Below are 26,072 nucleotides of genomic sequence, written 5' to 3'. Positions count from 1 at the left end.
ACCGCTCAACCGCCCGCAGGGGCGGCGGCACCCCCACCCCACCTGAGTCGCGAGGTGCGGCCATTCGGCCGGGCACCCTCCCCCTCGCCATCGCGAACAGGAACACGCACGTGAACACCAACACCGCCGTGTGTGCGGAGCAGGCGGACCCCCAGGCGCGCCGCGAGGCCGTACTCGCCCAACTCCGCCGAGAACGAGCCCGCCGCCAGCTCGCGCTCGACGCCATCGAGGCCCACCTGCGGGAACAGCCCTCCGCCCGCAGCATCCGCGCCTGCGCCCGCCGCTGGTGCACCGCCATCACCTTCCTCGCCGACGACGTCATCGCGGCCCAGAACGGCACGGAGAACCCCGAGTGAGCGACAACACCGCCCCTGTGGCCGTGGACCGCACGGCGGCGAAACCGCGCATGATCGTCGCTGCGCAGCAGTACGCGGCGCGAGACTGGCGCGTCCTCCCGCTTCGGTACGTGATCGACGGCCGGTGCTCCTGCGGGAACCCGAAAGCCGTCGCCGATCACGACTACAGGCAGGGCGGCAAACACCCGCGGTACAACAGCTGGACCGAGGAAGCCAGCACCGATTGGGCGGTCATCGCCGGCTGGTGGCGCAACGAGCCGAACGCGAACATCGGCATCGCCACCGGTGAAGCCTCCGGCATCTTCGTCCTCGACATCGACCCCGACAGCGGCGGCCTGGACAGCCTCCGCGCGCTTGAGGCTGAACACGGCCCACTCCCGAAAACCTGGACGGTCGAGACCGGATCTGGCGGACAGCACCGCTATTTCGCGTGGCCCGGCTTCAACCCGAAGAACAGCGCGGGCAAGCTCGGCCCCGGACTGGACATCCGCGCGGACGGCGGTCAGGTCGTCGCGCCGCCGTCAGTGTCCGTCAAAGGCCCGTACACCGTGAAGGACGACGCCCATCCCACGCAGGCCCCTGCATGGCTCCTCGACCGCCTACGGCCCGCCCCTCCCCGGCCCGCGGCCCCAGCGACGTCGATCCCCATCCGGTCGGAAAACATCGACTCGTACACCCGCAAGGCACTTCAGGCCGAATGCGACGCCATCACGGGCGCAGCCGACGGCGAGCAGAACAACACGATCAACACGGCCGCCTTCAACGTGGGGACGCTCGTTGGCGCGGGCGCGCTCAGCGAGGCCGAAGCCCGCGAGGCTCTGCTGTCCGCGGCGCTTGCGGGAAACCACCCGGAAGGCCGGGCGCGGCCGACGATCGAGTCAGGGCTGAAAGCGGGCATGGCGCAGCCGCGGCATCCGTGGCCACCGGCTTCCCGCCGTGACGACGCCGCCAGCCTCATGGCCCTCGTCGCATGGCCCGGGGACGGGCCGCAAGACGAACCGCCGGAGGACTCAGACGAGGCGCCCGCCGAGCCCGCAGACCGGCTCCCCGCCACCTTTTGGAACGCCACACCCACGCTCGGCCAGATCCGGCAGATGGCCCGAGCCCGCCGCACCTCCCCCGACGCCGTCCTCCACGCTGTCCTCGCTCGCACCGCAGCCATGGCAGACCCCACAGTCCGCGTCGACAACGGCATTCACCAGCCCGCCACGCTCTGCTGGTACTGCGGACTGTTCGGACCCTCCGGCAGCGGCAAGGGCCAGGCCGAGAACACCGCCGAGGAGCTGACGCCCTTCCCGAACATCGATCTTGCCTACATCGACATCTCCACCGGGCAGGGCCTGATCGCCGCCTACCTCGACCTCGACATCGACCCCGACGACGTCGACGGGAAGAAGAAGATCCTCGTGCAGAAGAGAACCCGCGGCTACGCCCTCGCCACCGAGGGCAGCGTCCTCGACGCCATGGCGCAGATGTCCGCCGCAGCCACCCTCAACGGCGTCCTGTGCAAAGCGTGGATGAGCGAACGGCAGGGCACCTCCAACGCCGAGGTCGAGCGGCGCCGCGCCCTGCCCAAGGGCGCCTACACGCTGTCCATGTCGCTCGGCGTACAAGAGGAACCCGCAGCGAAGCTGCTGGAGATGGGATCCATCGGCCTGCCGCAGCGCCTCGCCTGGGCTCACGCGACACTCGGCCCCGACACCCCGAAGGAACGCCCGGCCACGACCGGGCCGGTCACCATCACCACCAGGAACGGCCAAGACATCCCCGTCACCAACTGGGTGGCCTCCCTCCGAAACACCGTCATCCCGGTACCCGCTCACGTCACGCAGGAACTCGACGAACTCGCGCTGGAGATCTCCTTCGGCCGCGGCAGCGAGTTCCCGCTGGACACGCACGAGCCTCTGTGGCGCGTGAAGTGCGCCGCGCTGCTCGCCCTGCTGCACGGGCGCACCACCATCACGTCGGACGACTGGGACAGGGCCGCCGTGATGTGGCAGACGTCCAGGAAGGTCCGCGACAGCGTCCAGGAAACCGCCAGGCGGCGCATGCAGGCCGAGCAGGACGCCCGTCGGGCGGAGGCCGTCCTGACGGCCGTGGAGTCCCAGGCGGCGGTGTACGAGGTCATGAACGGCGTGCACCCGTCTGTGGTGAACGTCGCCAAGCGCGCTCACCGCTACCTCACCCGCAAGGGCGGCGAGATCCCGCTTCGTGACGTCAACCGGGCATGCGTGGCGACGAGCGACCGCGACAAGTACCGGGCGTCCGGGGCGACGGACTCGCTGTGGACGGCGGCGCTCCGGTACGGGTGCGAGCAGGGCTGGCTGGTGGCGTTGGCCGAGGGGGCTCTTCTGACTGCCGGTTCGGTCTCTCCGGAGCAGTCGTGACTACACAGAGTGCTGTCGGAACGTCGGAAGCGTCGGAACCAAAGTTCCGACAGCCTCTCGCCCTTAAATCAGACATTAATAGACAAAATGCTCCAGTTGAGAATCGCGAAACGCGCGAAACCCCAGGTCGCCTCGCGAACCTCTGTCGGAAGTTCGGTTTCCGACAGCCGAAGTTCCGACATCACAGAGAGTCCCAAGCTCCGCAACCTCAACTGACGGGAGAAACCCCTTGAACGGCCGTCACGCCCGTGCTCGCCGAGCCGCCGAACTCGCCCGGCTACAGGCCGCCCTGGACGCCATGAACGGCGCCACCCCGAACCTCGTCGCCAGCATCGGCGGCCAGGACCAATACATGGTCGGCCCCGTGCTCGTCTCCGTCCCCGTACTCCGCGACGACTACCCGGACGACCTCAAAGACGCCATCGAACGCCGCCGCCGCGCCGGGCTCACCGGCCGCTGCGACTGCGGCGCCACACGCCAGTTGACCCGCAAGGGGCGCATGGAGATGTGCCACGAAGACGACTGCATCGCCACGGACGAACGCCTCGAAGAGATCGCGACCCGGCACGGCATGACCATGCGCCGCGCCTTCCAGCCCTGACACCGCGAAGGAGAACCCTTGACCACCGCCATCGACCCGGCCGGCCGCGACCCGCAGACCGGCGACCTACTCAACCCCGTCCGCGTCGACGTCTACCTCGCGGGCGTGATCCTCCCCAGGTTCGTCTACTGCCGCGACTGGGCCAGCGCCCGCCAGTTCCTCGCCAGCGCCGAGTTCGAGCAGATAGCCGACCGCGTCCGCCAGGTCGCCATCACCAACCGTGAGGCGCCGTGAACACCGACGACGTCATAAAGCTCCGGATCGAGGAAGCCCGCCGCAAGGTCGAGGCGGCCCGTAAGCGTCGCGCTGAACTCGGCGCCGCACGCCAGGCCGGCCTCGCCCGACGGCACGCAGCCAAGCTCCACCACCAGGCCGAGCAGCAGGCCGACGACCAGGCCGTCATGACCAACCCCGAGGAAAGCCAGGCGTCATGAACCGACACGACATCCTCCTCATCAGCCTCGGCGCGTGGCTCGCCCTCCTCGCCATGGCCACCGTCGAACTCGCCGCAGAGATCCGGTGGCGCCTCCGCTACCGGCGACGCGTTCGCGATGCATCACGAACGACCGCGGCAGCCACCGCGAGGGAGTCCTGATGGCCGCCACCAAGCCGGTCTTCGTCTCTCTGCTCTGTCCAGCGTGCCGAACGCAACGCCGCTGCCGGGCCGTGGGCGTCGCCACCGTCGGGAAGCGACGGCGTGAGGTCGTCGAGTGCGGCGAAACGTCGTGCGGACTCGCCTGGGTGCCGACCCGACAGCACCTCGCCATCGCCCCGCCCGCGGCCTAATGCCGTGCCACAAGACCCGCCGCAAAACTCCACCCCGCGGAACCCATAAGCCAGTCGGAGACACCATGACCCACCCCGCCCAGTACACCGCCCTGCCGCGCACGGTCGAGACCGTCACCGCCATCGACCTGATCACCTCCGGAGGCGTACAGGTGATCGTCGTCTGCCCCAACTGCAGCTCCCACCACCGGCACTTGGGCCTCGGTCTCCGCCGCTCACCTTGCGGCACCTGGTACGTCATCGACCGCCCCGGCGACCCCGCTCGCGTCGCCCGGATACAGGGCGCGGCGTAAATGGGCGGCGCATGTCGGGGGGCGGCACCAGCGGCCAGCAGTGCCGCTAGCGGATCACCCGCTCCGACACTGAGCGTGAACGTTCCAGGCGCCGCTCACGCGCGCGAGGAGGTGGTCACGGTGCTGCTGTCGGATGAGCAGCGGCTGAGGCTGTGCGAGTTGGCCGAGGGCGGCGCGACGGTGCGCCAGATCGCCGATCAGCTGGGTATCGCGCCGTCGTCGGTGTCGCGATACGCGAAGGATCTCGGCGTGAGCTTCGACCGGGCGCAGACGCGCGCGGCTACGGCGGCGCGGGTGGCTGATGCGCAGGCGCTTCGGGCTGAGTTGTCGGTCCGGTTGCTGGACTTGGCGAACGGCGAGTTGGACCGGCTGTCTCGGCCGCACAGGGCCTTCGCGTTCGTGGGTGGGCAGGCTCCGGGCTACTACGAGCAGATCCTTCCGCAGCCTGACCCGGCGTCGCGTCTGGCGATTGTCCGGGCTGCGACGACGCTGATTGACCGGCATGTGCGGCTCGCCACGATGGCCAACGGCGGTGAAGATCTGGATCAGGCGAGGAGCATGCTCGGGAGTCTGCAGGTCGACCTTCGCCGGTACCACGAAGCCACCAGCGGCATCGATGACGCGGGGGTGGCTCATGACGCTTGAGGCGCTGCGTCGGGCGATGGCGCTGGTCGGTGCGCGGTTGCGTGGGGATGCGGAGGGCGAGCGGGTCCTGGTCGGCGACTGCGAGTGCGGGTGTCGACCGCTGGTTGAGGGGCTGGTCGTCTTCGGTGGGGTGGCGGTCGGCTTGATGGCGCAGCACGACCAGGTCACGCACGCAGAGGCCGCTGAGCGGGTCGCGGAGATACTCCGTTCGCTTCCGGCGGGAAGGTAGGCGGCTGATGAGCGGTGAACGTTCAGGCGAGCCTCATGCGCGCGCGGGAGGCCAACAGCCGCTATCAGACGAGACGCGGGCACGGATCATCGCGCTCGCCCTGCAGGAGCTGCCGGTACGTCAGATCGCCACGGAGGTCGGCTGCGCGACCGGGTCGGTGTCGAACGTGTGCCGGCTGGCTGGCGTCCAGCTCGATCGGCGGCAGACACAGGCCGCGACCCGGGGCCGCATCGTCCAGGCGGCCACGAGGCGCAGCGAGTTGGCCGAGGAACTGCTCGACCAGGTGCGAGAAGAGTTGCTGCGGCTGCGTAGGCCCCACGTCGAGCATTGGGCCGTCGGCGGGCAGGCGCCGAGCGTGCTCTCAGTGGCCATGCCGGAGCCGCCGCCTCGTGCTCGCCGAGACCTGATCTCGGGTGCCATGGCCCTCCTGGACCGGCATCTCCGGCTGATCGAGGCGAACCGCGAAAGCGCGGACTACTCGCAGGTGGATGCGTGGCTGGCGTCGCTGATCGGTGGAGGTGAGCAGTGAGCCGGGTTGAGCCCGAAATGCGTGACGCCTTGGCGGTGATGGCGGCCCACTTGCGTGACGACGACGAGGGCGTCCAGGCGCTGCTCGACGGTTGCGACGTGCGGGCCGTCGCGGTGGTGCTGGCCGGTTTCGCCGCGGAGGCGGTGCGCTTGGCCGGTCACCGGGAGGTCACCGATGGGGACCTGGCGCGCGTAGTCGGGGCGCACCTGCGGCGGATCGCTAAGGAGGCGCTCTGATGACCGAGATCCCCGACGAGCTGCCTTCGGTGTCGGTACCCCCGGAGTTGGCCGGCCTGGTCGCCGTGCTGCTCGGGTACGGCCTCGATGCGTTCGCCAGCCGTAATGGGGGGCTGCCGGAGGTGCCGGGGCTGAACGGGCTTCGCACACAACTGGTCGTGGCTGCGGCAGCCGCTAGGGGAACACGGCGTCGCACTCTGATCCCGCAGGCAGGGCCCACGGTCAAGTACCTCACCTCCACTGAGGCAGCAGAAGTGATGGGCCTGTCCGTCCGCCGAGTTCGGCATCTGGCCAAGACCGGCGTACTGCGCGGCCGGAAGCACGGCCGTGACTGGCAGATCGACTCCGACAGCGCACACGACAGGAGAACACCATGGCAGCGAGCAGCGTGAAGGAGACCACCGACGCCGCGCGGCAGGCCCGCCGGGAGGTGGACCAGGCCGAGGCGAGGATCGCCGGTGGTGAACGGGGCGTGACCGCCGAGGCACTGCACAAGCTGCGGGACAAGTGGCGGCACGCCACCCTCTCCGCGCAGGGCGCTGCGGCTCGCGCCGAACAGGAGGCGAAGCAGGCGCGCCTCGATGGCCTGACGCAGATTGGTGTCGAGGTTGACCGGCTGGTCGCCGATGACACCACCGGGGCGATCCAGGGCGCTCTGAGGGATGCGGCGAAGGCCATCGCGCGGGTGCGGGGGCTGGCTGGCGCCCACGACGCGCGAGTTGGGGATCTGATCGCTGCCGCTGCTGATCTGGACGTCGAGCCGCTGGCCCCGGGTGGGCCGCGGCGTACTTCGGCGCATGTGGCCGTCGACCGGGAGTCGATCGTCCACAAGGATCAGCGGGTCATGCCGGTACGGCGCCAGGTCGAGATGGCTCTGGGCCTGGTCCTCGGCGGTGACGTCGAGGCCGGTGTCGCTGAGGTGCGGCCGGTGGTGCCGCTGCGAGTGCAAGAGCGGCCCGATCATCTTCTGCGTGGCCGTGGTGGGCTGTTGGTGCCAGTGCACGGGCACATCAACACTCACCAGATGGCGCAGTTGCGCTCCGGTGACCTGGTGGAGCTGGGGCAGCGGGACATCGACCGTTGGATGTCTGGAGAGTTGGCATGAGTGAATCGACGACGGAGCTGGCCGTGCACCTTGCGGCGGCTGCGCAGGGGGCGGACGCGGCGCGGCTGTGTGACTCGGCCTCGTTCATGAACCGGGTGGCGGGCATGGGGCCGGATACGCCCGGGTTCGTCAAGCGGGTGGCCGACGCGGTCCGGGAGGCCGTCGAGACCAACAAGGAATACCGCCTCGGCGGTGAGCAGCCTGTGCTACAGGCCGAAGGTCACGATGGCGGTACGCAGGCGCCGGGCGCGCCGCTGAGCCGCAACGAGCAGCTGCTGCAGCGGGCTTCCCGCCGCGCGGCGCTCACTCCGAACTACGACGGCGAGATCACGGTTCAGGACGTTCAGGACGCTGACCCGCGGGTGGTCGCCGACTGGGCGACCGCTGGAAAGCTCGCCCACCTCGGTATCCCGGCCCAGAAGCGCCGCGGGCGCCGCTAAGCCCCTTTGAGCCACTCACCGGCGATGATGCTGCGGACATGAGCGGCCCTCCTGCGTCGGTGAGATGCGCGGCCGTGAGACAGCCGCGCAGCGCCCCGTCCCCGGTACCTCCTTCCCGTGGGCGGGGCGTCTTGCATTCCCGAGAGGAACACGATGGGACCGATAGTCAGGCAGCGCCGCATTCCACCGCCGGAGTTGGGGCCGATGTTGGGGCGCGCGAGGTTGCGGGCCGGGTATCGGCTGCGTGAGGCTGCGCGGCTCGCCGGGCTCAATCCGTCGTACTTGTTCAAGTTGGAGTCGAGCCAGCGGGTACCGTCTCGGACGGTCGCCGAGATCCTCGCCGAGGTGCTGCGGCTCGACGAGGCCGAGCGGGCGCAGTTGTTCGCTGCGGCTGTCGGTGACGCAGGTCGGGACCACCCGCTCAAGCGTTCGGCGTAGGCCCGGAATTGGGTCCTCCGACTGTCTCCCTAGGGACACATTGAGGTATAGGATAATTTCAGTTATCCAATACTGATGGGGGAGTTGAGTGACGACCCTTCCTGCACCTCGACCGGCGCCCGGCGAACTCTCCACCGCCCGCCACGATCCGCGCGACGACTGGCCCGACGAAGCCCGCGCACTCCGCGACGACTTGGCCGATATCTACGGAGTCGACGACCCGCTGCCCGATGTCGCCGGCGCGTGGATCGGCCGCCAGAAGTCCAGTAACACCCGCAAGGCATACGCCCGCCGCTTCCGTGCGTGGGAGGCATACGCCCGATCGGCCGGTGTCCACCCGCTGCAGGCGAAGCTGCCGCTCGCTGACGCCTACGCCCGGCACATCGAGACCGCGCCGACGCTCGTGCGCGTCAAGGGCGCCCGACGGGGCGAAATCGCGCCGACCGGCGAGCCGCTGAAGCCGTCCGGCCAGGCGCAAGCCCTCTCCGCGGCTGGATCGTTCTACGGGTACGCCGCCCGGATCGGCGTGGTGCCGTCCGACCCGTTCGCCGCCGTCAAACGTCCCGAGATCGACCCCGACCACTCCAGCACCGAGGGCCTGACCCAGGACGAGACCGCCCGGCTACTGGCCACGGCCCGCGACTGGTCGCCGCGCTCCTACGCCCTGGTGGCGCTGCTGTACCTGCTCGGTCCCCGGGTTGACGAGGTGCTCGCCCTCGACGTCGACCAGCTCGGCTACGACCGCGGACACCGCACGCTCCCGCTGCGGCGGAAGGGCGGGCGCGTCCAGGCCGTGCCGGTGCCGCCGCTCGCCCTCGACGCCCTGATGACCTACCTCGAAGGCCGCACGGACGGACCGCTGTTCACCACAGGCACCGGTCGCCGCTGGTCCGAGCCCGAGGTGTGGAAGCACCTTCGTGTTCTCGCCCGGCAGGCCGGTATCCCGCAGGCCGACAGCATCAAGCCGCACGCGCTAAGGCACGGGTTCATCACTGACGGGCTCGACGCCGGGGTGCCGCTGCACGAGATGCAGGACGCTGCCGGGCACCGCGACCCGCGGACCACCCAGCGGTACAACCGCCGCCGCGGACGGCTCGACGGACACCCGACGTACACCGTGGCCGCCGCCATGGCCGAACGACTAGAACACCACCAGGCGCAGGAGGAGCGGGCGTGAGCCAGTGCACGACCACCACGACCAGAGGCGCGCGCTGCCGCAAGCCACTGATGGCCTGGTACGGAATCGACCCTCATCCGCAGGTCTGCGCGCTACACGCCACCCCCGAACAGAAGGCCGCGTCCACTGCGGCACTGGATGTTCCCGTCAATGTCGCTACCGCAGACCCGGCAGCGGTGTTCCCCGAGGTGTCCATCACGCCCCAACGGCTCATCTGCCACGACATGAACGGCTGGGTGGCCAAGATCCGCGGCACGAACGAAAAGTACGTGTACGCGCGCACCTTCCTCAGCCGTGGCCGTGGTGAACCCTACGGCTGGCCGCTTCCCGGCAACGGTCTGTACGAGTGCCGCGAGATCGGCCCCTATGGAAAGTTCTCCTGCTTCTTCATGGTGAAGGGTGTGTTCCGTCGTCGGGTGGAACTGGTGACGCCGGAGACGGCTGCTCGGCTGGCCCGCAGGATGGGCCGGCAGCCTTCAGAGCCGTGAGCTGTCACGGTCCGGCAACAACCGCCCGGTCGTCGGTGCGCGTCTGTCACCTTGGTGCGCATGCATCCGTCGGATCAGCCCGAGCCAACTGCCGGTACGCGCACGTGGAAGATCGGTAGCAAGATCCTCACGCTCACCGACCAAGCAATCACTATTACGCCGAGGATCAAGCTCGGAAGCCTTGACGAGGTCGTAATCCGCCGCGCCGACATCATCGCAGTCCAGGTCACCGGTAACAGGCTGCTGCGTAGCATGAAACTCACGATCCGTACCGCAGCCGGCCTGACCACAATCGTGGCGAACTCCGGACCGCGGATCAGCGCGGCCTACGAGGTTAAAGCGGCGCTCGGCTTCTGAGGGCGCAGCTCGATGGGGGCCGGTCGCGCTCACTGGCGGCAAGTCGATCTGCATCGGGCGACCGGGAGAAGTTGAACGGTCACGTTCTGGCAACAGGCTGCACAGTGTCTCCCTGACGCTGTCACAGTTCCCTCACCGCGCCTCGATGCCAATAGGGGGACCCGTGCGCCGTACCGTTCCGGCTGTCGTCCTACTCGCCGCCTCCATACCCCTCGCCGCCTGCTCTGGCAGGACGGGCGCATCCTCGCCTGCGCCGACCGTCACAGTGACGCGCTCCGCACTCGTCTCGATGTCGCCAAGCCCGACGGTCGCGTCCGCCACCTCGTCCGCTTCTCCGGAGGCCGCCACGACGCCAGCAGCGACTCCGCCTGCGCCCCGGCCTCACCTCACGAACGCTTCAGCCGTCGTCTCGCAGTACTACCAGGACATCACCGACCACAACTATTCCGCCGCTTGGGCGCTCGGCGGTGACAACATCGCCGGGACGACCTACGAACGGTGGGTGGCCGGGTTCGCCACCACCGACAGCATCACCTTGGGCAGCGTGAGCGAGTTCGGATCATCCCAGGTGCAGGCGGCGCTGTACGCCACTCAGTCCGACGGCACCGTCAAGATGTACGAGGGCACGTACACCGTCTCCGGCGGGATGCTGGTCGGAGCATCGATCCGCCAGACGGGTTAGGTCGCCCCGCCGAGCGCCATCGTCATCTCCCTCTTGATCGCGGCCATCTGCTCGCCAGTGGGGTACTGCGTTCCATTGAAGTTGATCACCACCGGCTTCGCGCCGAGGTCGGCTCCTGCAGCGCGGTTTGCGGCACCTTGCTGGGCCATCGTGCGCAGCCAGTCCGACTGGTCCGGCGTCAGCACCGCCTCTGGTCGCCGGAGCCCGTTGACGGGCAGGTCGCCGGGCATGAGCCAGCCGCCCTGGTCGTAGCCCTTCGGGGGCAGACTAGCGTTGGCTTGCTGGACGTTGGTGATGTTGCCGTAGGTGGCGACGATGTACCGGACGGCGGAGGCTATGTTGGCGACCGGGTCGTAGATGTCCGTGGATGTGCCCTGGACGTGGTACCCCAGGAACGTGGACATGATCGTCTGGGCCAGGCCGCGCGACGGATCCCCCGCTGCGGCGTTGGAGTCCGTCAGGTTGATGGCTCGCGGATTCCATCCGGACTCGCGGGTGATGAGAGTGTTGAGCCCGGCTTCCCACTGCTGCTTTGTGCCCGGGGGCGGTACCCCGGCGGCGGCGAGCGCCTCGTCGATAACGGCCAGGTGCTGCCCGGACGGGATCGACCCGCCAACCGAGCCCGAACCCCCAGAACCTCCGGTGAAGAAGTTCATGAGCGACTTGACCACGTTGCTGATCAGTGCCTTCGGCAGGCCGACCATCACCTTCGCGTAGTCGCCGACTGCGTTCGTGCCCACCAGGTCATTCAGGGCGTTGCCAAGGGCCGTGCTGTTCCCGGTGGTCAACGCCGCAACGATCTTTGCGATATCAGCCGCCTTGTGGAAGCCGCTCGCGATGTCGTGGCCGAGTTGCTTGACGTCGTTGATCGGGTTGAGCCCCCACCCGTAGTGCCCCGCTGCGGGTTGCGGCCCCCCGGGACGGTGGGCCGAGTTGAGGGACTCGATCGTGCCGTGGCCCAGGGCGCGTGCCGCGCCCGGCGTCAGGACCGCTTCACCCGGGCTGAGCATGGCCGGGACCGTGTCCTTGCCGGGCGCGTATCCGGGGATGATGCCGCCGCCCGCGAACTTGTGGAGTTCGGGCATGTCCAGTTTGCCGAGCCCGACCTTTTCGACGACCCCGTCCCACAGGTCGCGGATGTTCTTGTATACCGGGTCGATCAGAAAGTTGACCGGCACTCTGAAGACGTCTTCGAGCCCGTGCCAGACGGTCTGGAAAGCGGAAACGAAGCCCCGCGCGCCTGCCTCGATGCCCTGCCACAGGGGGTCGAAGACGTTGTGCCACATCCACATCGCGGCGGACTCGATCCACCCGAACGCGTCTTTGATTCCGTGATAGAGCGGCAAGATCCCGTTTTGGTACAGCCAGATCGAACCGGCCTCGATGCCCTGCCACATCGGATCGAGGACCTCGTGCCACAGCCACAGCGCCGAGGTCGCAATCAGATGCCAGGCGTCGTTGACGCCGTCGCGGAACCACTTGACGTGCCCGTAGGCGTAGATCACGCCGCCCACCAGCGCGGCGATCGCCGTGATGACGATCCCGATCGGGTTCGCCTCCAAGACCAGGTTCAAGGCGGCCTGCGCGATGCTCCACAGCTTGAGCGCGGCGACAACGCCGATGACGATCCCAGCCAGCGGGCGCAGCCACGCCGCGTTGGCCTGGATGAACGTGTTCAGGCCCTCCAGCGTCCCGCTGACCAGCTTGAGGACCGAGTTCAGCCCAGACCCGAACAGGCCGATCAGTGGCGTCACACCAGGTAGGAGGGCGACCAGGGCCTGCGCCAGCGCCGTCAGTCCCGGTGCGGTCGCCGCCAGCGCCTGGCCGAGCTGCGGCCCGAGTGCCCCCGCCAGTTGTGAGACCGCGGGAAGCAGCGCGTGCAGTGCTGGTGCGATGGCCTGCGCCAGCTGTCCGACCGTCCGTCCCAGCAGTGTGCCGACCGGTTCCAGGGCCTTGCCGAGGGTGGTGAACACAGAGCCCAAGGAACTCGTGAAGGGAGCCACGCCCTTGGCTACGTTGGTCAGTGCGTTTGTGATCCCGGCGAGGAGGTTCGCCAGCCCTGACACGGCTCCCTGCTTGCTGCCGATCAGGCCGAGTTCCTCGATGAACTGGCCGAAGGCGGGGAGAACGGTGTCGGCGAACTGGATTCCGTTGTTGATCAGTCCGTCGAGGACGTGCGCCGCGGCCGGGGTGGACATGGTCTTGCCGATCTCGCCGAAAGCCTTGGAGATCGCCCCGCCCATCTTGGTCATGCCGGTCTGGATCGTCGGCATCAGCGTGTCCAAGCCCTGGAGCCACAGCGTGAGGCCGGGCGCGATGGCGGTCTGCGCCGCGGTCTCCAAGCCCTTGAACGCCCCACGCATACTGAGCAGTTGCTCGACGAGTGCGCGGCCAGCCGGGGTCATTCGAGCCATGTCCTTCGCGAACTGGTTCGCCGCCTGATTGCTGGTGGACATGGTGGCGGCCATCTGGAGCTGCTGCTCCTTGATGGTGTTGGTCACGTTCCGTTCGGCGATGGCGACCTGCTGCGCGTCGCGCATCTGCTGGTACGCCGCCTGCTGCTGCGCCTGCGCGAGCTGCATCTGCGCTTGCTTGACCTGCTGCGCGTTGTTGATCTCGGTCAGCGCCAGTTGCCGTTGGGCGTCTGCTGCCTGGTACTGGGCGTTTGTCTGCGCGTACTGGGCCTGCGTGAGCTGCTGTTTGGCCTGGATGACCAGCTGCGAGTGCTCGACTCCCTGCTTGTTCGCGAGGTTCGCCGCATACGCCGAGGCGGTCTCCTGGTCGGAAGCGTCCTTCAACTGCTGCTGCGCCCGCACCACGGCGAGCGCAGCCTGCTCACGTTCCAGCTGGGTGGAGTAGGCGTTCTGGTCGACGAGGCGCTGCTGGTAGATGGCCTGCTGGATCGCGAGCTGCGCAGACTGGACGTTGATCTTCGAGTCGGCGAGTTGGTCGTTGAGCTGAACGATCTCCTCGCGCGCCTGCACCCAGGCCTGGTTCAGGTTGTACTGGGCCTCGCTAAGCCCATAGTTCGCCTGCTCCAGGCCCTGCTGGGCCTGCTCCACCGAGTGCAGCGCCTGGATCTGCGACTCGGCTGTGCTGCGCTCCACCGACGCCAAATTCATCTGCGCCGACTCAATGCTGTGCGCGGCCGTTACCGCGTCCTCCGCTGCCTGCTCGTGTGCGAGACCAACCTGCTGCTGCGCCTGCTGAACGGCCACCGAGTTCGAGAACTGTGTCGCGGCCATCTGCTGGGGAGTGATGCCGACGTTCATCGACGCCTGGTGCGCCTCGGATACCGCCTTGGCGACGGGGCCGAGCGCCATGGCACCGACGCCGCCGAGCAGGCCGAGGCCGGTTGCCGCGCCGCCAACACCGGGAAGTAGGCCCGCCACACCGGCCGTGATCCCGGCAAGGAGGCCGTGACCACCCAGGAAGCCGCTTTCGCCACCACTACCACCGGCACCGCCGCCGGATGCGCCGAGCCGAGCTGTGGCCGACTTGGCGTTGAACTCGTCGAGCTTAGCGTTCGCCTCGTCCAGCTTCGCGTTGAACTCGGAGGTGTTCAGGTCGAGGCGAGGGTCGGCGTGCTTAGCGTTCAGCTCGTCGAGTTTCGTCTTCGCTTCGTCGATCTTTGCGTCCAGATCATTGGCAGCAATGCCGAGATCGGGGCGCGCCGACTTAGCGTTCAGGTCGTCGAGCTTGGCTCTCGCTTCGTCGGCCTTTGCGTCCAGATCGGCGCTGTCCAGGCGCACCGACGGCTCAGCCAGTCGACTGTCGAGTTCGTCGACCTTGGCGCGGGCTTCGTCGGCCTTGGCGTCCAACTCGCTCGTATCGAGGGTGACTTTGACCTTGCCCTCGACGCCCGCCGTCTCCTCGTCGAGCTTGGCTTTTAGTTCTTCCTTGAAGCCTTCGGTGTCGGGGGAGACGCTGACCCAGGCCGTCGCGATGCGGAAGCCCTCCGGCATGGTCACCGCCCCTTCGACGTGGCGTCCGGCGACGCCTGATCGAGGATGAGATCCGAGGCGGTGCCGATGATTTCTGCGAGCAGTGCGGTGATACCGGCGTCGTCCAGGCCGCCGCGGCGGCAGATGGCGACGGCGATGGTGGCGAGCGCGAAGGCGACGTGTCGTGGCGCGTCGGTGCCGGAGAGGATCGCGTGTACGCCTTCGCCGTCAGCGGCAGAGAGGCAGCGGATAGCGGCGGCGGCGTCCCGGAAGGCGTCGATTCCGAGCGCGGGAGCGATGTACGGCGTGCCCGGCCCTCTCGGGGTTCCGTGTTCTTGCTGCGGCATGTGCTCCACTCGACCTTTCCTGGCGCGCTGGCGTTCAGTGCGTGCGCGCTGCCGAGTGTGAAGAGAGGGGTTCCGCTAGCGGCCGTGGCGACTTCAGGGGATCGACTGTCAAGGGTCCGCAGTAGTCCCGAGCCTTGGTGGTGACCAGGCTTTTTCGGCGTTCACCGCAAAAAGGGGTGTCCATGCTGTGGATAGCCCTGGCCGTGCCCAGTTGTTGGTCAGAGCCCCGCAACTGAACCGTGGGCGTAACCCCGCGGTTGCCGTCTGGGCAATGCAGGTCGAGAGCATGCGTTCCGCGCGCCCGCGGGGGCCACCGGAAAATTTTCCGCCCCTCCTGTCGGTGCTGGATGCGCTCCGCTCGCCCGCGGGAGGCACCCTTGCTGACCAGTTGTTGCCAAGGCGGCTACCACTGGGGTCCTCGCGGGACCTGCGTTGCCCAGACGGCCCCGCAGACCTGCTTACGCGATCCCGTAAGCCCGCTGACCTCCTTGTGGGCCGTTGTTGCGTAACTGCAGCAGACATGACGAAGCCCCGACCGGACGTGAATCCGGCCGGGGCCTCGTACTACCCGGGTGACGTGCCTCCACCAGCTGGTCACCGGGCAGCCCCGCCGCCCCTACAAGGGGGCCCACCGATACAGGAGACGGCGGAGTTGGACCGCCTGCAGACCGCTCCCGAGGACGGGAAGGGTGCCGCAGCCCGCAGACGGTGATCAGGGGTCAGCGGGGCAGGTGCCACTGCGGGCCGTCGGGGCTGTCGAGCCACGCATGCTGCCTGTCCGCGGTCACAGTCAGCCCGAAGCGTTCCCGCCCTGGGTGCCCGTGCTCCTCGTATACGGCGTGCGCCTCCTCGACCATGTCCCACAGGCGCCGCGGCCCGGCCTGGCGAACGGTGCCGTTCTCGGCCCGCCCCCAGGAGCCATCCCGGCCCCACAGCTCGACAGCCCTGAACGCCCCGGTGTCGTCCTGCTCGGAGGCGATCGAGACGCCGGGCACCACGAGGGACATCAGGAACCGGAACGACTCACAGCTGGCGGGTGCGGCGAGATCGAGATCGGCGGCCCGCTCGTCCGTGTCCGTCGGCCGGCCAGGGTGCTGGGCAGCGCCGGTGGTGCCGGCGTCGCGGACAGCCATGAAGTACGAGCCGGTGGGCAGGAAGTGGCCCTCTGCGGTGCCGTCGTCGCCGACGACGAGCCGCACTGTGCCCCAGCCGACTGGGCACACGATTACCCCGCCCGGCCTCACCTGTTCCACCCACGGATAGGGCACGCTGCTGAACCCGCAGGTGGCGATCAACCGGTCATACGGTGCCCCGAGGGGGTGCCCGCCCCGGCCGTCCCCTGCCAGCACCGTGGGCGTGTAGCCGCACCCGCGCAGGCGTTCTGCGGCGAGGTCGGCCAGCGCGGGGTCGACCTCGACCGAGACGACGTTCCCGCCTCCGAGGCGCTCGGCCAGCAGCGCGGCGTTGTAGCCGGTGCCGGTGGCGATCTCCAGTACGCGCATGCCGTCCGCGACGTCGAGGGCGTCGAGCATGGCCGCCATCAGCCCCGGCGCGGTCGAGGAGGAGGTGGCCACCCCGTCAATGATTTGCGTCGCCAGCGCGTCGTCGCAGTACGCGGCCTCAAGCCACCCCGGATCACGAGAGGTGATGTGGCGCAGTTCCCCGTCGGTCAGCTGCCAGAACTCGGGGACGAAAGGGTGCCGGGGGACGGCTCGGAAGGCTGCGCGCCAAGCTGGGTCCTTCAAGTGCCCGTCGGCTTCCAGCTGCTCGGCGAGCTGATCGCGCAGCCGGCGTGCTTCGTCTTCGACGGTCGTGGTCAAGGTGTGCCTCCAGCGAGTAGTTCAGCGACGGCGGCGGCGATCGGCAGTCCGGTCTTGTTCTGGATCCACGACCACTCACCGGCCGGGTTGCACTCGAACATCACCCAATCCCCGGCGGGGGTGACCGCGAAGTCGAACGCCCCGAAGTTCAGCCCGAAGTGGTCGAGCCAGGCCAGCACCCCGGCGCGCACCCCGTCGGGCACGTCGCAGGTGTCGTAGGTGAGCGCGTCGTAGTCGCTGCGCCAGTCCACGCGGGATATGTCGCTGCCAGCGTGGATCTCGGCCGCGAACAGCCGGGTGCCCACGACGGTCAGGCGTACCTCGTGAGCCTTCGGGATCCATTCCTGGAACAGGTGGGCTGTCAGCGCCACGGACTCGTCGATGGTGTCCGGGTCGATCAGGTGGGTGGGGATGCCCTGGCGCCGCCCGTCCGGGTAGTGCAGCGGGCCGCCCATCAGTGGCTTGCAGATCACCGGCCCGTCGACGGCCTTGCACCAGCGTGCCGCCGCCTCGGGGTCCATGGTGATCAGGGTCCGTGGGGTGCGCAGACCGCTGGCCGCCGCTACGGGTAACTGGCTGGGCTTGTGGGAGGCGATGCCGTCCCGGTCCGGGCGGTTCACCCACGGCACGGGTAGCGCGTACAGCGTCCCCAACAGGCCAGCAAGGGCCTGGTCTTCGGCCCACGTGCGGTGCGGCTGTGGGATCTCCTCGGCGACCGTGGGAAGGGCGGGCCGCCTGTAGTAGACGGCCCGCACCTCCTCCAGCCGCACCGACCTGTGGTCATCCGCCAGAACCCCGGACCACGGGCCCGCATCGTGCTCCGCTGTCAGCGTGACGGACTTGGGGAAGTCCGCCATGTCGAAGCGCATCACGGGGACGCGTCGCCGCGACAGCTCGTCAACGACCAGGTCCGCGGACGGGTCCATCTCCTTGGTGACCACGAGGACCGGCGCGTCTGTTAGACGTCGTGTCATGCGATGAAGTACGGGTCAGCGGTGTCGTCGTTCTTGCTGTCCCAGTTGGTGTTGGTGCAGGATCCGGCGCTCTGGGACTCGGCCCACAGGTTGCCCTGCGGGGTGACGTTGGCCTGCCGCTGCGGGTCGTAGACGAACGATCCGGCCTCGACGGTCACGGTGTACGGGGTGCGTTCGGCGCGGGCACCGAAGGGGATCATTGCGCTTTGCATGGTGTCCTCCTGTTGTTGTCGGTGTGCCGTTACTGCGTCCCGCTCAAAGGTTTCGTGGGCGGGCTGGGCGGTTGTCCTGCCGGGATATTTCCAGCGGGACGGCCGCCCGTAGGCCCGTTCCGGCCATCTCGACCTGTCCGGGGTTTTCCTGACCGGAACGGGGGTTCATGGGGGTGGTGGCGCGAGCGTCCTTGCGGAGCAGCTCGGACCAGGCCAGGGCCTCCAGCGCATCGAGGCACTGGGCGCAGGCGTACATGGGCACGTGCGCGCCGCGTAATTGCACGGGGCCGATCCACGTGACAGGGAGGCGGGTCCGTCGGCACCACAGCCAGCAACGGCCGGGATGCCACTGGACGCTGGCGGCACTCATGCTGTGATCGGCCCGGACGACAACCGGCCCATACGCAACTCCGAGCCGCCCGCGGTGCGCTTCTCTCCGGCGCAGGTCTCTACCCAGCCGTCGAGCAGGAGCACGCGACGCGTCATCAGGCCGCGGGCTTGCATGTCGCGGCTGAGCCGGTCCCAGTCGTGAACCAGGCACACCCGCGGGCCGGTTCCGGCGGCGCGCATCGTGCGGAGCAGGGTGTCGAGGGCGGGGCGGCGGTCGTTCGTGAGCGCGTAGTCGCCGTTGTCGACCCACCAGCCGCCGAAGCCCCAGCCCTGCGCGGTGACGTACTCGCCGCACGCTTTCAGGCGACGCTCCAACTCCGTCGTGTTCTCTGTCGTGGAGCGGTCATAGATGAACGCCAGTGGGCGTTGCTCGTCCACGTAGAAACCCCCTGGTCTTGTGGCACCGGCGACTACTCAACCGACGCTAGAGACCAGGGGGTGACGGAAGGGCTACAGACCGTATCCCTTTAGACCACGCCGAGCCGGATGCCCAACTCGACGAGCTCTCCACGTTTCTGAGTGCGGATCATCGTTCCCACCGTCTCCCGGACACCCGCATGCATCCGGGTGGCCTGCGGCGCGAACCGCTCCGCCTTCAGGAAAGCGCCCAGCGCGAGGTCACGCTGCCCGTTGTAGAAGTGCGCACGGCCCACGTCGATGAAATGGTGAGACCGCCGCTCCGGCGAGTACTGCGTAGGCAACTGCACACCGCCGGCCCGCTCGACCGCGAGGCGGCCCTTGCCCATCTCCACGGGCAGGCTCACGCCCCAGATGGCCACGTTCGTCGGCCCGAACTGCAGCTGGTAGTCGTTGCGGTCCTCGCCGAGTTCCTCCGCAGCCGCCTTGGCCTTCTTCCAATGCTGCTCAGCGCCTCGACTGTCGGTCGCACGTGCCGAGTTCAGCGCGGCTTTCAGGTGGAACGCGCCGCGCAGCGATACAGCCTCGGGCGCGCGGTCGCGGATGGCACCGAGTTCGGTCAGTGCGCCGTCGATGATGGCCCCGGCTTCGTCGTGCTCGCCGATCGACAGGAACTCGCCTGCGTCGTACCAGCGGGCAGCCACCATGCGCAGCGGGTCATCAGTCTCCTGGGCGGACCACACGACCCGCTCGGTCGCCAGGGTGGCATCGGAGGTGTGGCCGAGCTTGTACAGGTACTGCATGGCGCACTCGTATCCGGACGCGAGCAGCCCGAACGCCTCGCGGCGCTGGTCTCCTTCGCACAGTTCGGCGGCCACCTGCAGATCGCGCAGCAGCGCTGGCAGGACGTTGCCGGACTTGGCCAGGGATGCGGCGTGGCGGTACTGGTTGGCCGCGGCGACCCGTAGTCGCAGCTCGGGCAGATCGACGGCGGCGGCTTCGTGCTCTGCGGGCCGAGTTGGACGGCCGTGCCGGAGGAGGGCGCGGCGCACGGCGGCGATGGAGGCGACGGCGTCCTGTCCTTCCCTGTCGTTGTGGACCGGCGTGTAGGGGCTGCCGGTGATCTCGGTGGGGTGGCAGTCGAGGGCGCGGGCGAAGGCGAGGATAACGGCGGGCCGGTCGAGGCTGCGGCGCCCTTGCTCGAAGGCTTTCACGGCTGCGAGAGAGTACCCGGCCTCGGTGGCGAGGCGCTGTTGTGTCCAACGGTGGCGCGCGCGAATCCGGGCAAGGCGCTGCCCGTTGCTCTCTGCGCTGCCCCCAATGTCGCTGTAGTGGGGCATACTGGCTCCATTCCTAGCGTCCACTGGGAACGGTACCCCTGTCGCGCGGCCGGGAGACTGGCAAAGCCCCTTACGGAATTCGTAAGGGGCTTTCGCATGGGGGCAGTTACTTCTCGCTGCCCTTGATGCCCTTGAACTTGTTGGCGGCCCATCCGGCGGCGAGGACCAGGCCGACGAGGGTGACGCCAATGAAGGGGAGGTTGGCGCCGAGGGTGCCGATGATGCCGATCAGGGTTCCGCCGGCGACGACCACGACCGCGCAGATTCCCGCAGTGCACACGGCGACGACGGCCAGGACCAGGATGGTGACCACGATTATGTCCCGGAGCCACTGCGGCATCGTCGGCTGCGCCGCGGGCATCTGCACGGTGACGACCTGGGGCTGTGGCTGAGGGGCGTACACCCACTGACCGGACGGCAGTTGAACCGGCTGGAGCGGGGCGCCGGGGACGGTGCTGGGGATGACATTGGCGGGCTGCACCGGCTCGGGCAGCGGGTTCGGGTTCATGATGGGTGTTCCTGCTCTCTCGAATGGGGTGCGGGGCCCGGGGTGGCCGTCAGGTCGGCAAACTCGTCGGCCGCCCCGGGGCGTGGTCACAATCCGGTCTTGCTGCTGAGCAGGTCGCTCAGGCCCGTGGTCTGTGCAGCGGCCCACCGGCTTTCGTGGACGAGTTCGGCAGCCTCGCGAAGCTCGCGGGCGATAGCGATGTGGGCGGCGGCGCGGTGGGCGTATGCCTCCTGCGAAGCGGCGGACGTGTCGGGCCTGTTGGCGAGCTGGAGCAGCCGCTGGGCCTCGCGGATGTGGTCGGCAACGGTGATCGGTTCGCGCATGTCTTCCTCCTGCGGGTCGGGCCGGGCGGGCTGTCCGGCTCTCCGCGGCCCCGGGCGTCTGTCCGGGGCCACAGGCAGCCGTCAGGCCGGTCACAATCCGGCGCGGTGGATGGCTCGTTGGGTGTCGCGCACCCGCTGCTCGGCCTGTTGCCGGGCCTGGCGGGCGGTACGGCGGTCGTCGCCCCGCGCGGCGCGCTCGTGAGCCTTGGCCTTCGCAAGCTCGTTCTGCGCGGTGTTGTGCGGCGCGTACAGCGCGTCGGCTTCGCGGGCCCCGCGGTCGGCGGCCCGCTCGTCGATCGCGTCGATCCTGCGCTCGACCCTCGGGTCGACGGCACTCGCGGCGGCCTGCTTCGCGCCCCGCAGGATCAGGCGGGCACGCTCGGCACGCTCGCGGCGGGTGTAGCTGCGGTACTCGGACATGGTGATCCCCTTCGAAGATTGGTAACGGTGCGTGTTGGGGAGGGAGGTGAGGGGGAGGGGCTCAACCTCTCTTTTCCCGGGGTCCGAACAGGGGCCGGGCAGGCGTCTCCCCAGCCTCCCCAAAGGGCCATCTATGCAGGTCGATCCAGGGGAGGCGGTGTGGGGAGGCACGTGGGGAAAACTCCCCGGCCTCCCCGGCGCCTCCCCATCACTGTCCGTCGAACTCTTCGGCGTCTTCCGCCTCTTCGGCGCGGGTCTCGATGGCTGCGACCACCCGCGCACGGGAGATCATCTGGTTGCCATTGGACTTCCGCGGCTCGGCCCCGAAGGGCTTGAGGGCCTGCGTCAGGTCGGATGCGGACCATGGCCGGTAGACGTTCGGGTTCCGCTCTGCGAGGCGCTGCCGGACCTCATCCGACTTCATGCGCTCCGCGCTGCCCAGGACGGCCAGCACGTCGGCGAGGTGGTCAACCTCCTCCGCCAGCTCCACCTCGCCCTGGGTCTCGACGCCGGACCGGCGGGCCTTCGCCCGCTCGGCGATCTCCTTCGCGTCGTCCCCGCTGATGTAGTGGGTCCGGGCCGTCACGGACGGCTGACCGGGGGCGAGTTCGATCCCGTCACCGGCGACCACGAGCGTGCCCTTGTCCAGGCCCTGGCGGAGCTTATGCGGTGCGGCGCCCGCGTCTACCGCCGAGTCACCCACGGCCATGCGGGCCTGCGACTCAGTGCCTAGCACCAGCGACGCGCGGATGTGGTTACCCTCCCTCGACCGCTTCGGGAGGTTCTCATTGGTCGGGTCCTGCGTGCCCTCCCAGATCGTGACGTTCACCGCGCGCCCCTGGTCGTGGACTTTCTTCACGCCCTGGAAGTACCGGCTGTCCGCCTTCGAGCCCCCGTAGGGTGCGCCCTTCTTGACGGCCCCGCTATCGGTGATGAACGTCTCCACGGCGCCGGACCCATAGGCCACCTGGGCCTCGTCGACGATGAGCACGAGGGGGGCGAACCGAGGGTCGGCCAGGATCTTGTCCTGTGACCAGCCCTTGGCGGTGAGCTCCCGCATCAGATCGATCCGGCGCCCCATCTCCTCTACGCCTCCTTCCACCATGTGCGTTGCCTCGATCACGTGCTCGTCGGTCGGGCCCTGGATGAGCACCGCGGCGATCCCGTCGAACATCTGCCAGTCGCCGACGCCCTTGAGGTCGGCGATGCGGAACTCGACGCGCTTGTCGAACGCCAGCCACAGAGCGAGCGCGCGCAGGGACGCGGTCTTGCCCTGGTTGGACAGGCCGGTGATGAGCATGTGCCGTTGCCACAGTGAGACGAGCACCGCGTCTCCCCGCAGGTCGACACCCCAGGGGGCGCGGCCCTTATGCATGTCGGCGGTGGTGTCCGGGTCGGTGACCAGCGGCGACGGGCCGATCGGCACGTCGAGCGCGCCGGAGTCGGCGATCCACATGCGCACCGTGCGGGGCGCCGGCGGAATGCTCATGTGCAGCTCGTGCTCGTGCCGGTGCATGTTCTCCGCCAACTTCCGGCGCCTGGCCAGCACTTCCTCCGTGCTCACCCCGGACGGCAGGGTGACGTCGACCTCGACACCACACCCGGCGAGGCTGATCGTGCCGAGCATGCCGGCCCCGGCGTCGCCCATCTCCTTGATGGCCTTCTTCAACTGGGCAATGCCCAAGTCGGACAGGGCTTTCACGACGATCGACGGGGTGATCGGGACATCGTCCGCACTCCCGGAGGCGGGCCGAGCCCACGCGGGCGCCGTCTCGTGCTTCTGACCGGACCGCCACAGGTGGGACAGGCCAGCGACGACCAGCAGCGCCAGTGCTGGGCCCCACGCCACGCCCACGAACCAGCAGACGGCCCGTACCGCGTCGACCGCGGCCATCGTCGGCACCACCAGATCGTGAGGGTCGCGGCTGGATGCGGCCATGCAGATACCGAGCAGCAGCAGCGCCCCCTCGGCCCCAGCCACACCTATGGCGGTCGACTTCACCATGTGCGGCGCCTTGGTCAACATGTCCATCCGGCGCTGGTGGCGGGCCTGGCGGAACCGGTCAGCCTTGTCCTGCCACTCCGCGGCGCCCACCATGTCCCCGGCCGTGATGGCGGCCTGGCGCATCTGGTGGTGCACGGCCACGGTCCGGCCGTGCCAGACGCGTTTGGCGACGACACCTGTGCCGCCGATGAGGTAGGCACTGTGCCGGGCTGTCAGGCGCAGCGTCTTGCGGGTCCGTTCGTGCGTGACCGCAGCCTGTACCCGGCGCGTGGCGCGCCTGATCCTGCGTGCGCGCTGACGGGTTGCCGGGGCGTCGACCGGCTCGGGCGCGTGGGGCGCCTCGGCCAGCCGCACGAGCGGCGGCGCGTCCTCGGGCTCGCTCGGCTTGGTCAGGTCGACAGGCTTGCCGACCGTCGTGGCGCCCGGCGGGGCGGGGTGGTGGTGGCCGTTCACTGCCGTAGTCATGCGACTGCCTCCATGCTGGTGCGGTGGTGGGTGGTGGGCTGGTAGCCGCCCGAGAGCAACTCGGCAGCCTCACGGCGTCGTTCGGACGCGGTGGTGGTGGACACTCCGAGGGCGTCCGCGATGGTCTGCAGCTCGACCGCTTCCGGGTCGCTGCTGCCGGTCGCCAGGATCATCCGGGCGACCTTGCGGGCGGCCCGTTCCCGGGGCGTGAGGCGGGCAGCGTCCTCCATTTCGACCGCGCGCAGTTCCATTCCGGCTACGCGGGCCCGCGTTTCGGCCGCGCGCAGCCGAGCAGCCTCGGCGGCCTCCTTCGCGGCCTCCGCCTCCCTCTCAGCGACCGCCGCGGCCCGCTCGGCGTCCGCCGCACGACGCCGCGTCTCGGCTGCCTCTCGTTCCATTCCGGCTGCGGCCCGGTCCGTTTCGGCTACGCGCCGCCGCGTTTCGGCAGCAGCAGCATCCGTTTCGGCCGCACGCTTGTTCGCTTCGGCTGCGTCCAGTGACTCGAACGCTTGAGCCTCCTCGGCAGCAGCCCGAGCACGAGCCTGAGCGGACGCCTCCGCCGTCTGCTTCGCGGCGCGAGCCTCCACCGCGGCAACCCCGGTTTCGGCGTCAATCTGGTGCCGCGCGGCCTCGACCGTGCCCTGGGCGCGCAGCCGGGCGACCTCCGCCTCAGCAGCCCGCTCGGCGCCCCGCGTCTCCGCCTCGACCTGCCGGGCCTGCTCAGCCTCGGCCCGCAACCGCTCGGCTTCCTCGGCCTTCTGAGGCAGCGCCAGCGCCTCGTCAACAGACAGGCCGAACCGGGCCATCGTGAACGGCAGACGGGCATCCGACGGGGCCTTACGCCAGTCCCCGTACCGGCGGTCGAGCAGAGCCCGGTAGACGATCCGCTCCCGCTCCAGCCCCACGGCCTGGGCGTATGAGCCGATGTCCCACAACTTCATCCGCCGGTACATCCGCCACGACGGGACCGGCGCGAGCAGCCAGCGGTGCAGCGGCACCCCGGACGACTCGCGCCCGGCTTCCAGGTTCGCGGCCTTCACCACCAGGCGGCGGCCGGCCTCGACGCTGGCGACGAACAGCAGCGGCAGCACAGCGTGCATGGCCGCGCCGACGGTGTCGTTCCTTCCGGCCGCCGAGGCGTTGAAGTACACCGTGCAGCCGGTCAGCAGGTGCGCCAGCAGCCGCAGCATCGGCCACGGGGTTTGGCGGCGGATCAGGTGCAGATCGAGCGCCAGCAGGACCACGATCCCGGCGTCGATACCGATGGGGAACACCCGGCTGAACCAGCCGAACCCGTGGGCGAAACCAAGATGGACCAGAGCGGAGTACGACCCGGTGAAGCCGATACCGGCGAGCACCGCGCCACCGACGACCGCGACAACGGTCAACAGGATCATGGCACTCGCGGAACGGCGCGTGCCCGTACCCGGAACGCTCGCCCGCGAACCCGAAGCGGCGAGCGGCGTACCCGGAACGGCAGCAGGCCGAGTCGTGGTCACCGCTGAGGACGGTGCACCGGTGTCGAGCATCAGCGCTTCCCCCGCTTCCTCTTGCCGTCCTCGCGGAAGGTGGCGTAACCGCCCTCGGGCGCGGCACTGGGGGCGTGCAGCGCCTTGTCAGCGGCGACGAACAGGGCGCCGGCCGCGCCAGCTGCTACTGCTGCTGCCGTGGAGTGGCCGCTGCTGGCGGCGATCCGGGCGGCATGCGCGGCAGCGGTCGTGACCTTGGCTGCGTTGGTCGGGTTCTCGGTCGCTCGCATGATCCGGTCGTAGATGCCCATCACGCCCACCCCCAACGGCGGACAGCCATGCGCCAGCTGACGGCGGCCAGGGCGGAAGCGACCAGCCAGCCCTGCCCGAGCGCCCACCCGACGGCAGCGACGGCGCAGACAGCCACGAACGCGGCGAGGTGCGGGTAGTGGATGAGCAGGGCCATCAACAGGCCCAAGGCGAGGTACTTCATGTCAGGGGAGCCCTTCGCAGGAGTAGGGGCCCCGCCCGCGCGGCGGGCGGGGCACGGCGGGGGTCAGTCAGCTTCGGGGGAGTTCGCCCAGTACCAGGCCCGGCCGACGTCACCCGCCGGCTCGAACGGCCCGTCCGGATCGAGGTCTTGGCGCGGCGTCGGGAGGGCGGGCGGCTGCGGGTCGGTGACCGGGGTCGGTGTGTTGTCCGGCCACGTCATGCCGACGGGGTGAGCCTCGGCGGAGTGCTGCAGGCCG

Annotated in this window: 35 protein-coding genes; 20 read left to right on the top strand and 15 right to left on the bottom strand. The window is 69.2% G+C overall.

Going from position 1 to position 26,072, the window contains the following annotated elements; all coding sequences use genetic code 11:
* Positions 1-110: 110 nt before the first annotated feature.
* The 20 genes from O5O46_RS29930 (at position 111) to O5O46_RS29835 (ending at position 10,749) form a co-directional block, all read left to right on the top strand.
* A complete protein-coding gene (locus O5O46_RS29930; RefSeq protein ID WP_269858758.1) occupies positions 111-356 on the top strand; it encodes a hypothetical protein in 246 nt (81 codons plus the stop codon).
* Entirely contained in the window at positions 353-2,743 is a 2,391-nt protein-coding gene (locus tag O5O46_RS29925) for a bifunctional DNA primase/polymerase (protein ID WP_269858757.1), read from the top strand. The genes O5O46_RS29930 and O5O46_RS29925 overlap by 4 nt, the downstream gene beginning before the upstream one ends.
* A gap of 229 nt (positions 2,744-2,972) precedes the next feature.
* On the top strand, positions 2,973-3,344 hold the full coding sequence (locus O5O46_RS29920) for a hypothetical protein (RefSeq protein WP_269858756.1): 372 nt from the start codon (positions 2,973-2,975) through the stop codon (positions 3,342-3,344).
* A gap of 18 nt (positions 3,345-3,362) precedes the next feature.
* Positions 3,363-3,578, top strand: a complete 216-nt coding sequence (locus tag O5O46_RS29915) for a hypothetical protein (RefSeq protein WP_269858755.1) — start codon at positions 3,363-3,365, stop codon at positions 3,576-3,578.
* On the top strand, positions 3,575-3,778 hold the full coding sequence (locus O5O46_RS29910) for a hypothetical protein (protein WP_269858754.1): 204 nt from the start codon (positions 3,575-3,577) through the stop codon (positions 3,776-3,778). The genes O5O46_RS29915 and O5O46_RS29910 overlap by 4 nt, the downstream gene beginning before the upstream one ends.
* Positions 3,775-3,939 carry a hypothetical protein gene (locus O5O46_RS29905; RefSeq protein ID WP_269858753.1) on the top strand — a complete coding sequence of 55 codons (165 nt, stop codon included), beginning with the start codon at positions 3,775-3,777 and terminating at the stop codon, positions 3,937-3,939. The genes O5O46_RS29910 and O5O46_RS29905 overlap by 4 nt, the downstream gene beginning before the upstream one ends.
* Entirely contained in the window at positions 3,939-4,130 is a 192-nt protein-coding gene (locus tag O5O46_RS29900; protein ID WP_269858752.1) for a hypothetical protein, read from the top strand. The genes O5O46_RS29905 and O5O46_RS29900 overlap by 1 nt, the downstream gene beginning before the upstream one ends.
* A gap of 65 nt (positions 4,131-4,195) precedes the next feature.
* Positions 4,196-4,423 (top strand): hypothetical protein, encoded by a 228-nt coding sequence (locus O5O46_RS29895; RefSeq protein ID WP_269858751.1) that lies wholly within the window; start codon positions 4,196-4,198, stop codon positions 4,421-4,423.
* 75 nt (positions 4,424-4,498) lie between these two features.
* A complete protein-coding gene (locus O5O46_RS29890) occupies positions 4,499-5,068 on the top strand; it encodes an ArsR/SmtB family transcription factor (protein WP_269858750.1) in 570 nt (189 codons plus the stop codon).
* Complete coding sequence (locus O5O46_RS29885) at positions 5,058-5,297, top strand: hypothetical protein (RefSeq protein ID WP_269858749.1); 240 nt, start codon at positions 5,058-5,060, stop codon at positions 5,295-5,297. The genes O5O46_RS29890 and O5O46_RS29885 overlap by 11 nt, the downstream gene beginning before the upstream one ends.
* 7 nt (positions 5,298-5,304) lie before the next feature.
* A complete protein-coding gene (locus O5O46_RS29880; RefSeq protein WP_269858748.1) occupies positions 5,305-5,826 on the top strand; it encodes a hypothetical protein in 522 nt (173 codons plus the stop codon).
* Positions 5,827-5,843: 17 nt separating this feature from the next.
* Positions 5,844-6,062, top strand: coding sequence for a hypothetical protein (locus O5O46_RS29875; protein WP_269858747.1), 219 nt, complete (start codon positions 5,844-5,846; stop codon positions 6,060-6,062).
* Positions 6,062-6,454, top strand: coding sequence for a helix-turn-helix domain-containing protein (locus tag O5O46_RS29870; protein ID WP_269858746.1), 393 nt, complete (start codon positions 6,062-6,064; stop codon positions 6,452-6,454). The genes O5O46_RS29875 and O5O46_RS29870 overlap by 1 nt, the downstream gene beginning before the upstream one ends.
* Complete coding sequence (locus O5O46_RS29865) at positions 6,436-7,167, top strand: hypothetical protein (RefSeq protein ID WP_269858745.1); 732 nt, start codon at positions 6,436-6,438, stop codon at positions 7,165-7,167. The genes O5O46_RS29870 and O5O46_RS29865 overlap by 19 nt, the downstream gene beginning before the upstream one ends.
* A complete protein-coding gene (locus O5O46_RS29860) occupies positions 7,164-7,607 on the top strand; it encodes a hypothetical protein (RefSeq protein WP_269858744.1) in 444 nt (147 codons plus the stop codon). The genes O5O46_RS29865 and O5O46_RS29860 overlap by 4 nt, the downstream gene beginning before the upstream one ends.
* 153 nt (positions 7,608-7,760) lie before the next feature.
* Entirely contained in the window at positions 7,761-8,045 is a 285-nt protein-coding gene (locus O5O46_RS29855) for a helix-turn-helix domain-containing protein (protein WP_269858743.1), read from the top strand.
* Positions 8,046-8,133: 88 nt separating this feature from the next.
* Positions 8,134-9,222: a tyrosine-type recombinase/integrase gene (locus O5O46_RS29850; RefSeq protein ID WP_269858742.1), complete on the top strand. Its 1,089-nt coding sequence runs from the start codon at positions 8,134-8,136 to the stop codon at positions 9,220-9,222.
* Positions 9,219-9,710, top strand: coding sequence for a hypothetical protein (locus tag O5O46_RS29845; protein ID WP_269858741.1), 492 nt, complete (start codon positions 9,219-9,221; stop codon positions 9,708-9,710). Before O5O46_RS29850 ends, O5O46_RS29845 begins: the two co-directional genes overlap by 4 nt.
* 60 nt (positions 9,711-9,770) lie before the next feature.
* Positions 9,771-10,067, top strand: a complete 297-nt coding sequence (locus O5O46_RS29840) for a hypothetical protein (protein ID WP_269858740.1) — start codon at positions 9,771-9,773, stop codon at positions 10,065-10,067.
* 289 nt (positions 10,068-10,356) lie between these two features.
* A complete protein-coding gene (locus O5O46_RS29835) occupies positions 10,357-10,749 on the top strand; it encodes a hypothetical protein (RefSeq protein WP_269858739.1) in 393 nt (130 codons plus the stop codon).
* Here the strand turns inward: O5O46_RS29835 and O5O46_RS29830 are convergent.
* From O5O46_RS29830 to O5O46_RS29760, 15 genes are all read right to left on the bottom strand, one after another.
* On the bottom strand, positions 10,746-14,720 hold the full coding sequence (locus O5O46_RS29830) for a hypothetical protein (RefSeq protein WP_269858738.1): 3,975 nt from the start codon (positions 14,718-14,720) through the stop codon (positions 10,746-10,748). The genes O5O46_RS29835 and O5O46_RS29830 overlap by 4 nt on opposite strands.
* Positions 14,717-15,040, bottom strand: coding sequence for a hypothetical protein (locus O5O46_RS29825; protein ID WP_269858737.1), 324 nt, complete (start codon positions 15,038-15,040; stop codon positions 14,717-14,719). The genes O5O46_RS29830 and O5O46_RS29825 overlap by 4 nt, the downstream gene beginning before the upstream one ends.
* A gap of 719 nt (positions 15,041-15,759) precedes the next feature.
* Entirely contained in the window at positions 15,760-16,860 is a 1,101-nt protein-coding gene (locus O5O46_RS29820) for a methyltransferase domain-containing protein (RefSeq protein ID WP_269858736.1), read from the bottom strand.
* Positions 16,857-17,834, bottom strand: coding sequence for an ATP-grasp ribosomal peptide maturase (gene tgmB, locus O5O46_RS29815; RefSeq protein ID WP_269858735.1), 978 nt, complete (start codon positions 17,832-17,834; stop codon positions 16,857-16,859). The genes O5O46_RS29820 and tgmB overlap by 4 nt, the downstream gene beginning before the upstream one ends.
* Positions 17,831-18,046 carry a putative ATP-grasp-modified RiPP gene (gene tgmA, locus O5O46_RS29810; protein ID WP_269858734.1) on the bottom strand — a complete coding sequence of 72 codons (216 nt, stop codon included), beginning with the start codon at positions 18,044-18,046 and terminating at the stop codon, positions 17,831-17,833. The genes tgmB and tgmA overlap by 4 nt, the downstream gene beginning before the upstream one ends.
* Positions 18,047-18,412: 366 nt before the next feature.
* Positions 18,413-18,814: a recombinase family protein gene (locus tag O5O46_RS29805; RefSeq protein WP_269858733.1), complete on the bottom strand. Its 402-nt coding sequence runs from the start codon at positions 18,812-18,814 to the stop codon at positions 18,413-18,415.
* An 89-nt stretch (positions 18,815-18,903) separates the two neighbouring features.
* Positions 18,904-20,133, bottom strand: a complete 1,230-nt coding sequence (locus O5O46_RS29800; protein ID WP_269858732.1) for a helix-turn-helix domain-containing protein — start codon at positions 20,131-20,133, stop codon at positions 18,904-18,906.
* Between the two features lie 106 nt (positions 20,134-20,239).
* Entirely contained in the window at positions 20,240-20,641 is a 402-nt protein-coding gene (locus O5O46_RS29795; RefSeq protein WP_269858731.1) for a hypothetical protein, read from the bottom strand.
* Between the two features lie 86 nt (positions 20,642-20,727).
* Complete coding sequence (locus O5O46_RS29790) at positions 20,728-20,964, bottom strand: hypothetical protein (RefSeq protein ID WP_269858730.1); 237 nt, start codon at positions 20,962-20,964, stop codon at positions 20,728-20,730.
* Positions 20,965-21,054: 90 nt separating this feature from the next.
* The gene (locus O5O46_RS29785) at positions 21,055-21,384 is read right to left on the bottom strand and encodes a hypothetical protein (protein ID WP_269858729.1); all 330 of its coding nucleotides are present in this window, start codon (positions 21,382-21,384) and stop codon (positions 21,055-21,057) included.
* 208 nt (positions 21,385-21,592) lie between these two features.
* Positions 21,593-23,854 (bottom strand): FtsK/SpoIIIE domain-containing protein, encoded by a 2,262-nt coding sequence (locus O5O46_RS29780; RefSeq protein WP_269858728.1) that lies wholly within the window; start codon positions 23,852-23,854, stop codon positions 21,593-21,595.
* On the bottom strand, positions 23,851-25,242 hold the full coding sequence (locus tag O5O46_RS29775; RefSeq protein WP_269858727.1) for a DUF2637 domain-containing protein: 1,392 nt from the start codon (positions 25,240-25,242) through the stop codon (positions 23,851-23,853). Before O5O46_RS29775 ends, O5O46_RS29780 begins: the two co-directional genes overlap by 4 nt.
* A gap of 140 nt (positions 25,243-25,382) precedes the next feature.
* Positions 25,383-25,634, bottom strand: a complete 252-nt coding sequence (locus O5O46_RS29770; RefSeq protein ID WP_269858726.1) for a hypothetical protein — start codon at positions 25,632-25,634, stop codon at positions 25,383-25,385.
* Positions 25,634-25,816, bottom strand: a complete 183-nt coding sequence (locus O5O46_RS29765; protein ID WP_269858725.1) for a hypothetical protein — start codon at positions 25,814-25,816, stop codon at positions 25,634-25,636. Before O5O46_RS29765 ends, O5O46_RS29770 begins: the two co-directional genes overlap by 1 nt.
* 63 nt (positions 25,817-25,879) lie before the next feature.
* Positions 25,880-26,072 (bottom strand): hypothetical protein (locus O5O46_RS29760; protein ID WP_269858724.1); only part of this gene is annotated, 193 nt, incomplete at its 5' end.

The organism is Streptomyces sp. RPT161 (assembly GCF_027533845.1).
Lineage (GTDB): Bacteria > Actinomycetota > Actinomycetes > Streptomycetales > Streptomycetaceae > Streptantibioticus_A > Streptantibioticus_A silvisoli_A.
This window is presented reverse-complemented; position numbering and strand designations above follow the sequence as displayed.

What these genes read in the sequence shown, in the direction of transcription:
- tgmA (WP_269858734.1), bottom strand. Translation starts at nt 18,046, where the DNA reads ATGCAAAGCGCAATGATCCCCTTCGGTGCCCGCGCCGAACGCACCCCG.
- O5O46_RS29825 (WP_269858737.1), bottom strand. Translation starts at nt 15,040, where the DNA reads ATGCCGCAGCAAGAACACGGAACCCCGAGAGGGCCGGGCACGCCGTAC.
- O5O46_RS29875 (WP_269858747.1), top strand. Translation starts at nt 5,844, where the DNA reads ATGCGTGACGCCTTGGCGGTGATGGCGGCCCACTTGCGTGACGACGAC.
- O5O46_RS29840 (WP_269858740.1), top strand. Translation starts at nt 9,771, where the DNA reads ATGCATCCGTCGGATCAGCCCGAGCCAACTGCCGGTACGCGCACGTGG.
- O5O46_RS29785 (WP_269858729.1), bottom strand. Translation starts at nt 21,384, where the DNA reads ATGTCCGAGTACCGCAGCTACACCCGCCGCGAGCGTGCCGAGCGTGCC.
- O5O46_RS29860 (WP_269858744.1), top strand. Translation starts at nt 7,164, where the DNA reads ATGAGTGAATCGACGACGGAGCTGGCCGTGCACCTTGCGGCGGCTGCG.
- O5O46_RS29855 (WP_269858743.1), top strand. Translation starts at nt 7,761, where the DNA reads ATGGGACCGATAGTCAGGCAGCGCCGCATTCCACCGCCGGAGTTGGGG.
- O5O46_RS29795 (WP_269858731.1), bottom strand. Translation starts at nt 20,641, where the DNA reads ATGAACCCGAACCCGCTGCCCGAGCCGGTGCAGCCCGCCAATGTCATC.
- tgmB (WP_269858735.1), bottom strand. Translation starts at nt 17,834, where the DNA reads ATGACACGACGTCTAACAGACGCGCCGGTCCTCGTGGTCACCAAGGAG.
- O5O46_RS29900 (WP_269858752.1), top strand. Translation starts at nt 3,939, where the DNA reads ATGGCCGCCACCAAGCCGGTCTTCGTCTCTCTGCTCTGTCCAGCGTGC.
- O5O46_RS29880 (WP_269858748.1), top strand. Translation starts at nt 5,305, where the DNA reads ATGAGCGGTGAACGTTCAGGCGAGCCTCATGCGCGCGCGGGAGGCCAA.
- O5O46_RS29870 (WP_269858746.1), top strand. Translation starts at nt 6,062, where the DNA reads ATGACCGAGATCCCCGACGAGCTGCCTTCGGTGTCGGTACCCCCGGAG.
- O5O46_RS29835 (WP_269858739.1), top strand. Translation starts at nt 10,357, where the DNA reads ATGTCGCCAAGCCCGACGGTCGCGTCCGCCACCTCGTCCGCTTCTCCG.
- O5O46_RS29895 (WP_269858751.1), top strand. Translation starts at nt 4,196, where the DNA reads ATGACCCACCCCGCCCAGTACACCGCCCTGCCGCGCACGGTCGAGACC.
- O5O46_RS29770 (WP_269858726.1), bottom strand. Translation starts at nt 25,634, where the DNA reads ATGGGCATCTACGACCGGATCATGCGAGCGACCGAGAACCCGACCAAC.
- O5O46_RS29790 (WP_269858730.1), bottom strand. Translation starts at nt 20,964, where the DNA reads ATGCGCGAACCGATCACCGTTGCCGACCACATCCGCGAGGCCCAGCGG.
- O5O46_RS29885 (WP_269858749.1), top strand. Translation starts at nt 5,058, where the DNA reads ATGACGCTTGAGGCGCTGCGTCGGGCGATGGCGCTGGTCGGTGCGCGG.
- O5O46_RS29905 (WP_269858753.1), top strand. Translation starts at nt 3,775, where the DNA reads ATGAACCGACACGACATCCTCCTCATCAGCCTCGGCGCGTGGCTCGCC.
- O5O46_RS29765 (WP_269858725.1), bottom strand. Translation starts at nt 25,816, where the DNA reads ATGAAGTACCTCGCCTTGGGCCTGTTGATGGCCCTGCTCATCCACTAC.
- O5O46_RS29865 (WP_269858745.1), top strand. Translation starts at nt 6,436, where the DNA reads ATGGCAGCGAGCAGCGTGAAGGAGACCACCGACGCCGCGCGGCAGGCC.
- O5O46_RS29780 (WP_269858728.1), bottom strand. Translation starts at nt 23,854, where the DNA reads ATGACTACGGCAGTGAACGGCCACCACCACCCCGCCCCGCCGGGCGCC.
- O5O46_RS29800 (WP_269858732.1), bottom strand. Translation starts at nt 20,133, where the DNA reads ATGCCCCACTACAGCGACATTGGGGGCAGCGCAGAGAGCAACGGGCAG.